12 protein-coding genes are annotated in these 13,117 nt (G+C 65.1%); 5 read left to right on the forward strand and 7 right to left on the reverse strand.

Annotated features, from left to right (window positions below; translation table 11 throughout):
- Positions 1-61: 61 nt before the first annotated feature.
- The 3 genes from ACUN0C_RS02935 to ACUN0C_RS02945 are packed head-to-tail and all read right to left on the reverse strand — an operon-like array spanning position 62 to position 2,948.
- Positions 62-1,561 carry a tripartite tricarboxylate transporter permease gene (locus ACUN0C_RS02935; protein WP_445464814.1) on the reverse strand — a complete coding sequence of 500 codons (1,500 nt, stop codon included), beginning with the start codon at positions 1,559-1,561 and terminating at the stop codon, positions 62-64.
- Positions 1,562-1,566: 5 nt separating this feature from the next.
- A complete protein-coding gene (locus ACUN0C_RS02940) occupies positions 1,567-2,121 on the reverse strand; it encodes a tripartite tricarboxylate transporter TctB family protein (protein ID WP_445464815.1) in 555 nt (184 codons plus the stop codon).
- On the reverse strand, positions 2,118-2,948 hold the full coding sequence (locus ACUN0C_RS02945) for a tripartite tricarboxylate transporter substrate binding protein (RefSeq protein ID WP_445464816.1): 831 nt from the start codon (positions 2,946-2,948) through the stop codon (positions 2,118-2,120). The genes ACUN0C_RS02940 and ACUN0C_RS02945 overlap by 4 nt, the downstream gene beginning before the upstream one ends.
- A 328-nt stretch (positions 2,949-3,276) precedes the next feature.
- Here ACUN0C_RS02945 and ACUN0C_RS02950 point away from each other — a divergent pair, with 328 nt between their 5' ends.
- Entirely contained in the window at positions 3,277-3,999 is a 723-nt protein-coding gene (locus ACUN0C_RS02950; protein ID WP_445464817.1) for an aspartate/glutamate racemase family protein, read from the forward strand.
- 51 nt (positions 4,000-4,050) lie between these two features.
- Here ACUN0C_RS02950 and ACUN0C_RS02955 read toward each other — a convergent pair whose 3' ends face one another.
- Positions 4,051-4,401, reverse strand: a complete 351-nt coding sequence (locus tag ACUN0C_RS02955) for a RidA family protein (RefSeq protein ID WP_445464818.1) — start codon at positions 4,399-4,401, stop codon at positions 4,051-4,053.
- A gap of 20 nt (positions 4,402-4,421) precedes the next feature.
- Positions 4,422-5,564: an alpha-hydroxy acid oxidase gene (locus ACUN0C_RS02960; protein ID WP_445464819.1), complete on the reverse strand. Its 1,143-nt coding sequence runs from the start codon at positions 5,562-5,564 to the stop codon at positions 4,422-4,424.
- A gap of 123 nt (positions 5,565-5,687) precedes the next feature.
- Between ACUN0C_RS02960 and ACUN0C_RS02965 the strand changes: the two genes are divergently transcribed.
- Entirely contained in the window at positions 5,688-6,419 is a 732-nt protein-coding gene (locus tag ACUN0C_RS02965; protein WP_445464820.1) for a GntR family transcriptional regulator, read from the forward strand.
- A 386-nt stretch (positions 6,420-6,805) separates the two neighbouring features.
- Here ACUN0C_RS02965 and ACUN0C_RS02970 read toward each other — a convergent pair whose 3' ends face one another.
- A complete protein-coding gene (locus ACUN0C_RS02970; protein WP_445464821.1) occupies positions 6,806-7,204 on the reverse strand; it encodes a winged helix-turn-helix transcriptional regulator in 399 nt (132 codons plus the stop codon).
- A 54-nt stretch (positions 7,205-7,258) separates the two neighbouring features.
- Between ACUN0C_RS02970 and ACUN0C_RS02975 the strand changes: the two genes are divergently transcribed.
- Entirely contained in the window at positions 7,259-7,585 is a 327-nt protein-coding gene (locus ACUN0C_RS02975) for a nuclear transport factor 2 family protein (RefSeq protein WP_445464822.1), read from the forward strand.
- 654 nt (positions 7,586-8,239) lie between these two features.
- A complete protein-coding gene (locus tag ACUN0C_RS02980) occupies positions 8,240-9,313 on the forward strand; it encodes a fatty acid desaturase (protein ID WP_445464823.1) in 1,074 nt (357 codons plus the stop codon).
- Between the two features lie 138 nt (positions 9,314-9,451).
- On the opposite strand, the gene ACUN0C_RS02985 is transcribed toward ACUN0C_RS02980, so the two are convergent.
- Entirely contained in the window at positions 9,452-11,164 is a 1,713-nt protein-coding gene (locus ACUN0C_RS02985; protein WP_445464824.1) for a class I adenylate-forming enzyme family protein, read from the reverse strand.
- A 435-nt stretch (positions 11,165-11,599) separates the two neighbouring features.
- On the opposite strand from ACUN0C_RS02985, the gene ACUN0C_RS02990 reads away from it, so the two are divergent.
- Positions 11,600-13,081 (forward strand): UbiD family decarboxylase, encoded by a 1,482-nt coding sequence (locus tag ACUN0C_RS02990; RefSeq protein WP_445464825.1) that lies wholly within the window; start codon positions 11,600-11,602, stop codon positions 13,079-13,081.
- Positions 13,082-13,117 lie beyond the last annotated feature (36 nt).

The raw sequence follows: 13,117 nt of genomic DNA on the forward strand, positions 1-13,117 counted from the left end.
GTGTGATGGGAATTTGTGATCACAATCGCCGTCGAGTCAAGGCACCGCACGACCGCGAGCCTCAGATCGGGAGGTTTGCGGCGGCGACCGACCTGCGGGCACGCAATGCGCCGACGACCGGCAGCAGGAGAAAGCCGGCCGTGACGAGCAGCATGACGAGGCTGATGGGGCGGGTCAGGAACACGGACCAGCTGTCGTATACGATGAGCGTGCGCCGCAGATTCTCCTCCAGCAGCGGGCCCAGCACCAGGCCGAACATCATCGGCGCCGTCGGAACGCCGAACTTGGTGAGGAGATACCCGGCCATTCCGAAGACGATCATCAGGATGACGTCGAAATACGAGTTCTGGACGGAATAGGCGCCGGTGACACAGAGGATGAGCACCGCCACATAGAGCAGGCGCGGCTTGGCCGAGAGCAGCTTCGCGAAGACCCGCATCATCGGCAAGGCGAGGATGAACGTCATGAGCGTCGCGAAGGCGAGCGAAACGTAGATCGACGCGACGAACTCGCCATGCTGCGTGAAGAGCTGCGGACCCGGCTGGAGCCCGTGGATGAGGAGTGCACCGACCAGCACCGCGGTCATGGTGTCACCCGGCACGCCCAGCGTCATGAGGGGGATGAGCGCTCCGCCCACGGCGGAGTTGTTTCCCGTCTCGGCCGCCACGATCCCGCGGGGATTTCCGTTCCCGAACGTCTCCCGACCTTCGTAGATTCGCTTCTCCTGGGCGTACGACATCGAAACGGCGACTGCGGATCCGGCCGCGGGAATGATGCCGACGATGAGGCCCACGAACCCGGATCGGATCGCCGTCGGCCAAAGGCGAAGGACGTCGTGGGCCTTCGGCCACATCGCACCGATGCGCGTCGTGGCACGCTCCGTCACCAATTTCGCCTCGAGCAGCCGCAGGATCTCGCCCAGTCCGAAGATGCCGACAGCGAACGGGACGATGTTGATTCCCGCCTGAAGGCGGGGAATGCCGAAATCGAAGCGCGAGAGATTGGTCACGGTATCGAGCCCGACCATGCCGAGCAGGACTCCGAAAACCCCGGAGAGCACACCCAGGAAGGTCGATCCCGGCGATGCGTAGGCAAGCATCGACAGACCAAAGACCATGATCACCGCATATTCGGGGCTCTGGAACGCGAAGGCCGCCCTGGCGAGAGGAGGCGCGAACAGGACCAGGCCCAGCCATCCCAATATCCCGCCAAAGGTGGACGCCAGCAGCGCGTACATCAGCGCCTTGCCGGCTTCGCCCCTTCGCGCCAGCGGATACCCGTCCAGCTGGGTCACCATCGATCCCGGTGTGCCCGGGATGTTCAAGAGTATCGCGGAAACGGAACCGCCATAGACGCTGCCGTAAAAGGCGCCGATCAAGAAGAACATTGCCGCCGAAGGCGCCATTGCAAACGAGAACGGCAGCAGGACAGCAAGCGTCATCGTCGAGCTGATCCCCGGCAATGCGCCGAGGACGATGCCCGACAGGGTCGCAAGCAGCCCGATCAGCAGGATTTGGGGGTCGGTCAGGAGCTCCAGCCCGACGGTCGCTAATGTGTTCATCGTCGTTACGGCAGCGGAACCAGAATTGCGTAGCGGAACACCGCGTAGATGGCCCCGACGATCAGCGCGGCTTCGAGGGGGAGCTGCACGATATGAATCGGGCGAAGGCGGTCTCCGGATCGCCAGTGCAGGACGGCGACCCATGCCGCTGCGAAGATGCTGCTGGACAGCATGAAGCCGAGCGGACGCAGCATCAGGACGACGTAACCCAGCAGACTGGCGAACAGCAGGATGGGAAGCCACATCCGCGCAACCGTGAATTCTCCGGCAGAGGCGAGACCGCCGGCGCGACGACCCTGCCAGAAGGTCCATCCGATCTGACAGAGACCGCCGAGCCCGAGGATCCAGACCGCAATCCACGGCACGAAGGCCGGTCCCGGATCCGAACCGCTCGCTCCCAGCGAAAGGTAGGGATTGCTGCTCAGACTGTAGCCCGCGAGCACGGCAATGGAGACGAAGACCGCGCCCGCGGCGACGCCCGTTCGCCTCGGCCGAGGGTCCGCCTCGGCCGAGGGCTGATCTTCGGTGGGGTGCGCCGCCGGCTCCCCGGTGATGGTCACTTCTGCCGGACCTTCACCAGACCGGCCTCCTGCAGGACCGGATACATGTCCGCATCCATCTGCTTGAGGAACTCGGTGGCTTCCGAGCTGCCCATTGGCGTGATCGTGAAGCCCGCGCCACGGGCGGTCTCCTGGAACTTCGGATCGTTCAGGGCGCCGAGCAGGACCTCCTCGAGATTCCCGGCGACATCGTCCGGCGTTCCCGCAGGCGCGACGATTGCGCGAACCGTACCCGTCACGAGCGGATAGCCGGCTTCTTCGAAGGTCGGGATGTCCGGCGCAAGAAAATGCCGTTCGCTCCCGGCGACCGCGAGAATCGTGACGTCGCCGGCCTTGTGCTGGGCGATCAGATCGGTGACCGACGGCGTGGCCGTCTGGGTCTCGCCGGCAAGGATCGCCTGCACAACGGGGGCCGACCCGGCGTAAGGGACGAGGCGGAATTCGACGCCCATCTTGGCCGCCATCAGCGACGCCGCAACATAGGACGTGCCGCCCGGCTGATCATTGGCGTTTCGAATCGAGCCGGGTCCGGCCTTGGCGGCCTGGACCAGATCGTCCAGAGTCTTGAAGCCGGTCGCCTTGCCGGCCGCGAGGACGGCCGGGTCGGTCCCCACGAAGGCCAGCACCTTGTACTGGTCCAGAGTCGGAGCGTTGGGATTGCCGTATTGCTCGGCGATGAAGCCCGTGGCGATCATGCTGATCGTGTATCCGTCCGGCTCGCTCTCTGCGACTTCCTTGAGCGCTATCGAACCGCCGGCGCCGGGCTTGTTGACGACCACCACCGGCTGGCCAAGCGGCCCGGACGCCGTTTCGGCGATCAGCCGCATCAGGATGTCGCTGCCGCCACCGGCCGGCCAAGGCACGACCAGCGAGATCGGCTTGGCCGGGAAAGTCTGAGCCACGGCCACGGAGGCAGACAGCGCCAGGCCGGCAAGGCCTGCTGCAAGGGAACGTGTGAGACGACCGAGTTTCATTTTGCATCCCTCCAGTCAGCTGATCCCAATCAGCGTCATTGCATTTTGTGATCACATATCCTTCGATTGCAATAGGCTCAGCTTGTGCAGGTCCGGCCCATTCCTTGTGCAACGCGACGGAGTGGCCGAGCCGCCGAGTTGCCGAAGGTGCCGCAGGAACAGGTCAGCAAGGAAAAGGCCAATGCGTATTCGCGACGTCGTACCGGTCCGTTCCCCCAAGGTCATCGAGGGCATGAAGGCGCAACGGCAGCGGTGGGCCAGGCCGGGGGTCGAGATCGAAGTCGTCCCGGTCGAGCAGGGGCCGTTCTCGATGGAGTTCGCAACGGAAGAGGTTCTGGCCGGCCCCCATGTCCTGAAGGCGGTGCGGCAAGCTGAGAATGATGGCTGCGACGCGGTGGTGCTCGACTGCATGGTGGATCCCGTGCTCCGAGCGGCGCGGGAAACGGTCAGGATCCCGGTTCTGGCTCCCGGCCAGTCCGGACTGACGGTCGCCAATCTGCTCGGAGCGCGTGTCGCGGTGATCGGCATGCGCAACGGGCAGCAACTCCTCGAGGAGCATATCCGAGCCTACGGTTTCGAGCGGCGGATATGTTCCATGCACACCGTGAACGCGCCGCCCGCCGATCTCATCGAAAGCAAGGACTATTGTCTCGAGATCATCGAGCGGGAAATCACTTCCGCTCTCACTCAGCATCGGGCGGAAGTGGTTCTGTTCGGATGCACCGCGATGTCCGGCTACGTCGACGCACTTTCAGAGCGGTTCGATGTTCCAATCGTGGAGCCGATGGCATGCGCAATCAACATGGCGATCGCGCTCGCCAACATGGGACTATCGCACTCCAAGCGCTGTTACGAGAGCTTGCCAAGGCGCGGTACTGCGCCGGGCAGCATCGATCTGTTCTGAGGCCGATCGGGAAAGCGGTGCGGGGGGCGGCGCCCCGCGCGGCATGGAGCATCAGAGCGCCGCTATCGCGCGCATTTCGACGAGCAGATCCGGCGCGGCTAGCTTGGCTTGAACGCAGGCGCGGACAGGCTCCGAGCCTGCGACGACCCAGCCGTCATACACTGCGTTCATCGCGTCGAAATGGGCCATGTCACTCAGCCAGACCGTCATCTGGAGAATGCGATCTCGGGTCGATCCAACTTCCTTGAGCAGGGCGTCGATCTGGTCCAGCACGTTCTTGGTCTGTGCGCCGATCTCTGCCGGGCACCCCCGGGCGGTAACACCCTTCAGATAGACGGTCCCGTTGTGAATGACCGCGGAACTCATTCTCGAAGTGCCCGGAAGGCGCTGGATGTCTGTCATCGTCCTTTTCTCCATTCTGTTCAGACCAGCCTCGTTACGGCGGTCGCCTCAATCTCGCGAAGCGATCGCCAGCCGCCGATCGTCATTGCATTGCGGAGTTCTTCGCACAGGACGTCCAGTACGGCTGCCACACCGGTCCTGCCGGCGGTGGCTAGCCCCCAGAGATGAGCCCTGCCGATGGCGCAGGCAGTAGCACCGAGCGCGAGCGCCTTGAGGATGTCGGTGCCGCGGCGAACCCCGCCATCGAGCAGGATCGGAATGCGCCCACCGATGGCGTTCGCAATCGCCGGCAGGGCGTCGATGCTCGCAAGAGTGCCGTCCAGTTGCCGCCCCCCGTGGTTGGAGACCTGCACGGCGTCGGCGCCGCGGCGGAGCGCCTCCAATGCATCCTCCGGGTCAAGGATGCCTTTCACGACGAGAGGGCCGCTCCACCTGCCCCGCAGCCAGGAGAAATCGTCCCACGTGACGTCCGGGTCGAGGAGCGCCGCGATATAGGCGGCCATGTCGCTGAGGTCACCGTCCACCCTGCCGGCGAAGTTGCGCATCGCAAAACGCGGCTGTCCCACCATTCGCCGCCACCACCGCCAGTGCATAGCGGCATCGATCAACGCGCCCGGTGAAAGCCGTTGATCGATCGTGAACCCGTTCCTGAAGTCCCGCTCGCGCCGGCCATGGACCGGTGCATCTGTGGTGACGCATACCGCCCGGTAGCCGGCCGCATGCGCCCTCTGGAGGAACTCGGCCGTCAAGCCGCGGTCCTTGTAGAGAAACAGCTGCAGCCACTTCTCGCCCGGTGCGGCCGCCGCGATTTCCTCCATTGAAAGAAGAGACCCCGCACTGACCTGCATGATCGTGTTTCGCTCGGCGGCGGCCCTTGCGACCTCCGCCTCGCCGTTCGGCCACAGAAGCCCGGAACCACCGGTCGGTGCGATCATGATCGGAGCGCTGATCCTCGAGCCGAACAGCTCGAGCGACAAGTCGACCGCGGCAGCGGAGCGAAAGCTCCGTCCTCGCAGCCACCAGGAGGAAAAACCATCGACGTTGCGGCGGCCCGTGCCGCCGTCCAGAGCGGTCCCGTCCACGAATTCGAACAGCACACGAGGAAGGGAGCGCTTGCTCGCGGCGCGGTAGTCGTCGACGTTGAGGAGGCGAGAACGATTCATGGCAGCATCGCGGGGCGCGCCTCGTAGACCCGGACCACTCCGGCTTTCGGCGCCAGAGCTTGATCACGAACTGTCATCACAGCATGGTGCTGCCCGTCAAGGTGGCGCAGGAGAGAGGACAGCATGAGGAGTGAATCGGCGCTCGACGAACCCGGACTGACTGGGCGCGGGAAGGTTCAAGACCGGGTTCTCTCGAAGCTCCAGTACGGCCTGATGTCCGGCATCTTCGTTCCCGGACAGGTGTTCAGCCTGCGCAAGCTGGCGGCCACCCTGGGCACCAGCCCGATGCCTGTCCGGGAAAGCCTGAGCCGCCTCGTCGCCTCCAATGCACTGGAGGAGTTGCCCAATCGATCGGTCCGCGTGCCGCGGCTGGATGCAACCAGCCTTGCGGAACTGTTTGAAGTGCGCCTGCACATCGAGGGCATGGCGGCTCGCATCGCGTCGGCCAACGTAACTGACCCGTGGATTGATGACCTCGCGGCGATAAACGAGCGCGGCCGGACAGCTCACGAGACCGGCAACATGGCCGAGGTGCTCAGAGCCAACCAGGAGTTCCACTTCGCGATCTACCGGCTGACCCGGTCCAAGATCCTCTTGCCGATAATCGAGGGGCTTTGGCTCCGCTGCGGCCCGACGATGTACTTTTCGTTGGGTTCCCCGGGCCTGTGGGATACCTCCTTTCACATCGAGATTATGAAAGCATTCCGCCAAGCCGATCCGCAGGCCGCCGAAGCGGCCATGCGCCGCGACATCGCGAAGACAGGCGACTTCCTCGTCGCCCAAGCTCGCTCGGCAGCGACTTCCGGTCCTCTAGCCGACCTGCTTTCGGTACAGAGTGAACCCTGGACCGAATGAACACCTGCAGCGGGTCGACCGAAGCGCGGGTCACACAAGGGTGACCGGAGAACTAGACATTCCCATTCAGTTGGGTCAGACATGGCGGATGCCGCTCTCTCCCGACCGGCGTCGCAGTGCGCTATGTTTGTGATGCTCCCTCAGCATCTTTAATATCCTGCCGACGGATGGGCTCAGCCACCCGCGCGCTGCTCTCGGAGCCAATGGCGCGGTAGCAGGTGAGCACCTCTGATTGCAACCAAGCCATGAATCAACTGATTTCGGGGTGGAGAAGGTTGGATCCCGGTCCCTCTCCCTCCTCCATATTCCCTTGATCCCACTCGTTTCGACGGCGGTCCGGCCGCTTCTTGCCGCGCAAGGCCTGCCTGCGCCGCTGGGCAGTACTCTCACGTATCTGCGGAACCGTCGTACTGGGTCATGTCCTCGCGCTGGGCTGCCCACGTCAACAGGGCATCGAGGGCCGGACACAGGGCCTGTCCCCACTCCGTCAGACAGTATTCGACCTTGGGTGGCACCCGATGGTGAACGATGCGACGCACGATGCCGTCGCCTTCCATCTGGCGAAGCTGCTGGATCAGCATCTTCTGCGAGACGGCCGGGATCGCGCGCTCGAGATCGGAGAACCGCATCACGGCGCCGCCGAACAGGTGAAACAGGATGATCAGCTTCCACCGGCCCTCAAGCAGCTTCAGCGCGTTTTCCACGCCTTCGGCCGCCGTTTCCCGCGTATACTGCGCATGCTTACCTTTAGGTAAGTACCTTACTTTTTTGTCGGTTCTTGTCATTTGGTCAGGGTAGGGCAATCTGAAGTTTGAGACAACGCGAACCAGAGAACGGTCATGTCCCTATCCCTGCCCGCTCCCATTGCAGCCTATTTCGCCGCCGATCAGGGCGATGGCGATGCCGTTGCCCGGTGCTTTGCCGAAGACGCGGTCGTCACGGACGAGCGCCGGACCCATGCGGGTCGGGAGGCCATTCGCCGCTGGAAGACGGAGGCCTCCACCAGGTTCAGCTACACGACCGAGCCTTTCGCGGTCGGCGAGGAGGAAGGCGCCATCGTGGTCAGCGCCCATGTTTCGGGGAACTTTCCCGGCAGCCCGGTCGATCTGCGCTACGCCTTCGTGCTGGAGGGAGAGAAGATCGCACAGCTGGAGATCACCGCATGAGCTTCGATCTCGGCCTTGAGGGCAAGCGAGCGCTCGTAACAGGCGGGCCCTGGCGGGGAGCCCGGCCGCGAAGGTGAAGCCGAACCGCACCGCGCCGTTCCCGCGCTCCTCGACGCGGAGGGGGTGGCGGGCCCGGAACCTCGGGGGCCGTCCTCGATGCCGACCATGACGGCGCGGAGCAGGGCACCAGGAGCACCGCCCACCGCGATGGGGTCGGGCATTTCCGAGCCATCTGCATGGCCCCTCGCCACCCCGCTGGGAGCCGTTCCCGCTCCATGCTACCAGACGGACATGCGACGCGAGAAACCACTGAGCCGCGGCACGACATGTTCACCAATGCCCCGCCTCTTCCCCGCGGTCGTGCGCACCGGACACCGTCTGGCAGATGGCGGCCGGGTCGGCGCGCCGGACATCGAACCTGCGATTGCCGCAGTTCCTCGAATATCTTGATCTCGAGCGGCGGCGCCACCACCTGTGGCCCTGCCAACGGTTCCATCAATTGGCAACTCAGCTGGGCGGAGAGCTCGACGGGCGCCCTTCGGCGGCGCGCTCCGGTCGATTTCACGACAGGGGCTGCGTGTTGCATCACCGCACGGACGGCAGCCCCCCAGCGCGTCGCGCTGGCTGTCCTGCCCAGGGAGGTCTGATCCCCGAATGCCAGAGGTTTCGCCCAGCAGCGTCGATATTGCTGATCCCGCCGCCGATGCCCGGCAATTGTCCCGAGCCCTTCTGCGCTATCGCGAGCCGGATACCGCGCGCAGTCTCCTTGAGCTGGCGATAACGGCGGTGCCACTCCTTGCCTTGTGGATGCTGATGTGGCTGGGGCTGCAGCTGGGGAACTACTGGCTCTATGGCCTGGCGGTGCTGCCCGCGGCCGGTTTTCTCCTCAGACTCTTCATGATCCAGCATGACTGCGGTCATGGTGCGTTCTTTCGTTCTCGCCGCGCCAATGACTGGGTCGGCCGGGTCATCGGAGTTCTGACGCTCACGCCGTATGACTACTGGCGTCGGACGCACGCCGCCCATCACGCCAGCGCAGGCAATCTGGATCGCCGGGGTATCGGCGACATCGATACCTTGACGGTCTGCGAGTATCAGGCGCTATCGCCGTGGCTGCGCCTGCGCTACCGCTTGTATCGCAATCCCCTGGTGATGTTCGGGATCGGGCCATTCTGGCTGTTCTTCATGCAGTACCGGCTGCCGGTCGGGCTGATGCGAGGAGGCTGGCAACCCTGGATCAGCACGATGGTCACCAACGGGGCCATTGCCCTCGCGGCCGCGGGTATGATCTGGGTTCTGGGCCTTTCGGAATTCCTCCTGCTCTATGTTCCTGTAGCCCTGCTGGCGAGTTCGATGGGAGTCTGGCTGTTCTACGTCCAGCACCAGTTCGAGGATACGCTGTGGAGGCGCAACGCCGATTGGGATGCCCAAGAAGCGGCGCTGCACGGGAGTTCGTATTACGATTTGCCCGCATTGCTTCGTTGGTTCACTGCGAACATCGGCGTGCACCACGTGCATCACCTGGCAAGCCGGATTCCGTATTACCGCTTGCCCGAAGTGATGCGCGACTTTCCGGCACTGCAGAACATCAGCCGTTTGACCTTGAGGGAGAGCCTGGAAAGCGTTGGACTGGTCCTGTGGGACGAAGACCGGCAGCGCCTGATCTCGTTCGCCGAACTGCCGGGCGCCTTGCCGCAGGTGGCGAGCGCGGGCGGTCAAGCCCGCTGATCCTGCTCGTCGCGAGGGCGGCTTCGGGCGCCGTCGTGATTATCCCGCTGACCCCGTAACGCGGACCGGCTGAGCCGGTGTCTTCCGCCATTGATCGCCGTTCCCGATCCTGACCAACGGCGATTCCGCGCCTCTCGTCTAGGCGGCGTCGCCCGTGGCCGGCTCGCGGCCGTGCGCCAGCTCTTCCCTGAGGTTCTGATGGAACCGTATCGGCTGCGGCTTGAGCGTCCCCGTTTGCACGGCGTCCACGAGCTTCCGCTTCAGGACCTTTCCGTTCGGAGTGACGGGCAATGCATCGAGGCGCAGGAAGTACTCCGGCATGTCGAAGCGGGAGAGCCCGGCATCGTCCAGGTGGACGAGGAGTGCCTCGGGCACGAGGGTCTGGCCGGGGCGGACCACGACGGCAAGGCAAGCCTTTTCTCCCAGCCGCTCGTCGGCCACGGGTATGACGGCTGCGCCGGCGACGGCAGGGTGCCGCATTGCGGGCGCCTCGATGCGGGCGGGATAGATGTTGTGCCCGCCGCGGATGATGACGTCCTTCTTGCGACCCGTGATGCGAAGATAGCCCTCCGCATCGACGCAGCCGAGATCCCCCGTCATGAACCAGCCGTGCCGGTTGAACGAGGTCTCCGTCGCCTCCTGGTCGTCGAAATAGCCGAGCATGAGGCTGGCGCCCCGACCGCCGATCTCGCCGACTTCGCCCGTGGGCACCTCGACATCGGGATCGGTCGCCGACCAGATCTTCACCTCGTAGCCCGGGCATGCGCGCCCGGAGGTCTCGATGATCCGCTCCGGCGCGTCGTCCGGTCGCGTGTAATGGTGGGAGCCGGCCTCGGTCATGCCGTAGCCGCTCTGCGGGATGACGCCGTGATCGAGAAGCCCGGCAGCCACCACCGGAGGCACCGCCGCCCCTGAGATCCGGAACCCCTTGACGTTGCCGAGGCGCTTCAGCTTGCGGGCTCGGAGCTCGCCGAGGAGATCGATGGCGTGGGTCGGCACGCCGATCATGAACGTCGCCTTCGTCTCGAGGATGCGGTCGACGAGACTGGTGCCCCGCGGGAGATCGTGGACGACGAACTCCCCGCCGCCGGTCAGCGTCATGATGAGAGCGCCGAGGCCGAGATTGTGACTGAGCGGGCTCATCGAGTAGAGCACCGTGCCTTCGCCTAGAGACCAATCCGCCGCCATGGCGCGCGCATTGGCGAGCAGCGTGTTGTCGGTGTGCATCACGCCCTTCGGAATGCCGGTCGTGCCGGAGGTGAAGGCGAGGTAGACGATCGTATCCGGGTCGTCCCGGGGAGGCGGCTGCGAGCCGGCCTTCGCTTCGGCCGCAGGCAGGAGCATGCCGCTCCGGTCCGTCTCGGAGAGCGGAGCAATCCGGTACGCCTGGCGCAGCGTCTCCAGTGGCTGGGCGCGATCGAAGATCGAGCAGCGGTGGCCGTCGGCGCCGTAACCTTCCTCCGCCACGAGGGCCGTCGCCCGCATGCGCTTCAGCAATTGCTCGATCTCGGCGACGGTATGGTCGCGGTGGAGCGAAGGGCAGCACACATAGCCATTCCTCGAGCAGGCGAGGAGAGCGACCGCGGTTTCGATCCGGCTCGGCAGCCAGACCGCCACGCGCCCGCCCGGCTGAACGCCTTGCGCGTGGAGGTGCGCGGACAGCCGGTCGGCCGCTTCGACGAGCGATCCGTAGCTCACGACCCGGTATCGGTCGCGCATGGCGGGGCGCTCCGGATCGCGCGCGGCGACTTCGGCCACCAGCCGGTGAATGGTCTCGTCCCGCCAGAACCCTGCACTGTAGTACGCGCGCATTTGGCTCGCGCTGAGCAATGTCAGGACTGAGTTGAACATGAAGCGTCCGCGCACGACCCGCGTGATTTCTGTTTTTGGCACGTACCCCAAAAAAGGAACGGTAGCAACCGAAAGCTGCCGGACGAGGCCCCGACCTCGCGCATGCGGGTGGAGCGGAGATAGCTCCCTGAGAGAGGGCGTGCGCCGGAGCGCCGAGCTGACCGACGGGCAAAGCCGCTCTTGGTCCGACCGGGTGGGCAGCATGTACCAAAATTAGTCGAAAACCGGCGTCCTGCCCATAAAGACGAAAAGTGGGTTGATTTTGATACGGCCGCCCGATAGCGTCCACCCTTGAGCCTGCAAGCTGGAGGTCCGGGCGTGGCTTCCCGACGCGTTCTCGCAGCGAGCCGAGGTCCCCGCGGATCATCAGGTCGCCCCGCGCCGGTTCTTGCCCGTTGCATCTCGCGGCGCACGACTGAAGCGGGGGACTGCTGAATGACACTGGACACCGTCGACGCTCCGGCCCGTGCGCAGGGGATCCGCTCCGGCGCCGGCAAGGATCTTCGGGACTGGCTTGCCGCGATCGAGGCGAACGGAGAGCTGAAGGTCATCAGGGGCGCCGAGACCACCGAGGAGATCGGCGGGATCGTGGATCTCTATCAGCGCCGGATGGGAAACCCGGCCGTGCTCTTCGACGAAGTGCCAGGCTATCCGAAGGGCCACCGCGTGCTGGCCAACATCCTGACCTCGGTTTCCCGCATCAACCTTGCTCTGGGCCTGCCCGCCGGGGCGAGCGAGATGGATCTCGTGCAGTGGTGGCGGACGTACATGCGCGAGGCGCGCAGCCTGCCGCCCCGCGAGGTGGCGAGCGGGCCGCTGATGGAGAACGTCTTCGAGGGCGACGCGGTCGACATCACCAGCATCCCGACGCCGGTCTGGCACGAACTCGACGGCGGCCCGTTCATCGGCACCGCCTGCCTGGTGATCATGAAGGACCCGGATTCGGGCTGGGTGAACAGCGGCACCTACCGGGTGCAGTCGCAGGCGCCGAATGTCGCGACCGTCATGATCTCTCCCGGCAAGCATGGCCGCATCATCATGAACAAGTATCATGAGCGCGGCGAGCCGTGTCCGGTGGCCGTCGTGGTCGGAATGCATCCCGTCGTCTTCATGCTGTCCGGGCTCGAGATCCCGTATGGCAAGAGCGAGCTGGAGGCGGCCGGCGGCATCTTCGGGGAGCCGGTCGAGGTACTCCGCATGCCCCGGACCGGGCTCCCGGTCCCCGCCAATGCCGAGATCGCGTTCGAGGGCTACATCCACCCCGGCGACGTCGTCCAGGAAGGTCCCCTCGGAGAGTGGACCGGATACTACGCCGGAGGCAGTCGCCCCGAGCCCGCGATCCGCATCGAGACCATGATGCACCGGAACGACCCGATTCTTCTCGGTGCGATCCCGGCGGTTCCGCCCAACGACAACACGTTCTACCTCGGCACCTATCGCTGCGGCGCCGTCTGGAATCAGCTCGAGGCGGCGGGAATCCCCGAGGTGAAGGGCGTCTGGGCGCACGAGGCCGGCGGCAGCCGCTTCTGGCTGACGGTGTCGATCAAGCAGCTTTACGGCGGCCACGCCAAGCAGGCGGCGATGGTGGCGGCGCACTGCCACGCCGGCGCCTACTGCAATCGCTGGACGATCGTGGTCGACGACGACATCGACCCGACGAACATCAATGACGTGATCTGGGCGATGTCGACACGCGTCGATACGCGCGACGGCGTCGACATCATCGAGGGCGGCTGGAGCTCGGCCCTCGATCCGATGTGCTACGACGGCGACAACGACCGCCGGAACGGCCGGATCATCATCAACGCCTGCAAGCCCTTCCGCCGCAAGGATTCCTTCCCTGTCGTGGCCCGCTCGAGCAGGGAGCTCGACGCGCGCATCATCGCGAAGTGGAAGAAGGACCTGCCGTCGATCTGACAACACGCGGGCCGGTACGGCTTGCGGCGCGAGAGG

This window comes from Faunimonas sp. B44, assembly GCF_052655945.1.

What these genes read in the sequence shown, in the direction of transcription:
- ACUN0C_RS02935 (WP_445464814.1), bottom strand. Translation starts at nt 1,561, where the DNA reads ATGAACACATTAGCGACCGTCGGGCTGGAGCTCCTGACCGACCCCCAA.
- ACUN0C_RS02945 (WP_445464816.1), bottom strand. Translation starts at nt 2,948, where the DNA reads ATGCGGCTGATCGCCGAAACGGCGTCCGGGCCGCTTGGCCAGCCGGTG.
- ACUN0C_RS02950 (WP_445464817.1), top strand. Translation starts at nt 3,277, where the DNA reads ATGCGTATTCGCGACGTCGTACCGGTCCGTTCCCCCAAGGTCATCGAG.
- ACUN0C_RS02955 (WP_445464818.1), bottom strand. Translation starts at nt 4,401, where the DNA reads ATGACAGACATCCAGCGCCTTCCGGGCACTTCGAGAATGAGTTCCGCG.
- ACUN0C_RS02960 (WP_445464819.1), bottom strand. Translation starts at nt 5,564, where the DNA reads ATGAATCGTTCTCGCCTCCTCAACGTCGACGACTACCGCGCCGCGAGC.
- ACUN0C_RS02965 (WP_445464820.1), top strand. Translation starts at nt 5,688, where the DNA reads ATGAGGAGTGAATCGGCGCTCGACGAACCCGGACTGACTGGGCGCGGG.
- ACUN0C_RS02970 (WP_445464821.1), bottom strand. Translation starts at nt 7,204, where the DNA reads ATGACAAGAACCGACAAAAAAGTAAGGTACTTACCTAAAGGTAAGCAT.
- ACUN0C_RS02975 (WP_445464822.1), top strand. Translation starts at nt 7,259, where the DNA reads ATGTCCCTATCCCTGCCCGCTCCCATTGCAGCCTATTTCGCCGCCGAT.
- ACUN0C_RS02980 (WP_445464823.1), top strand. Translation starts at nt 8,240, where the DNA reads ATGCCAGAGGTTTCGCCCAGCAGCGTCGATATTGCTGATCCCGCCGCC.
- ACUN0C_RS02985 (WP_445464824.1), bottom strand. Translation starts at nt 11,164, where the DNA reads ATGTTCAACTCAGTCCTGACATTGCTCAGCGCGAGCCAAATGCGCGCG.
- ACUN0C_RS02990 (WP_445464825.1), top strand. Translation starts at nt 11,600, where the DNA reads ATGACACTGGACACCGTCGACGCTCCGGCCCGTGCGCAGGGGATCCGC.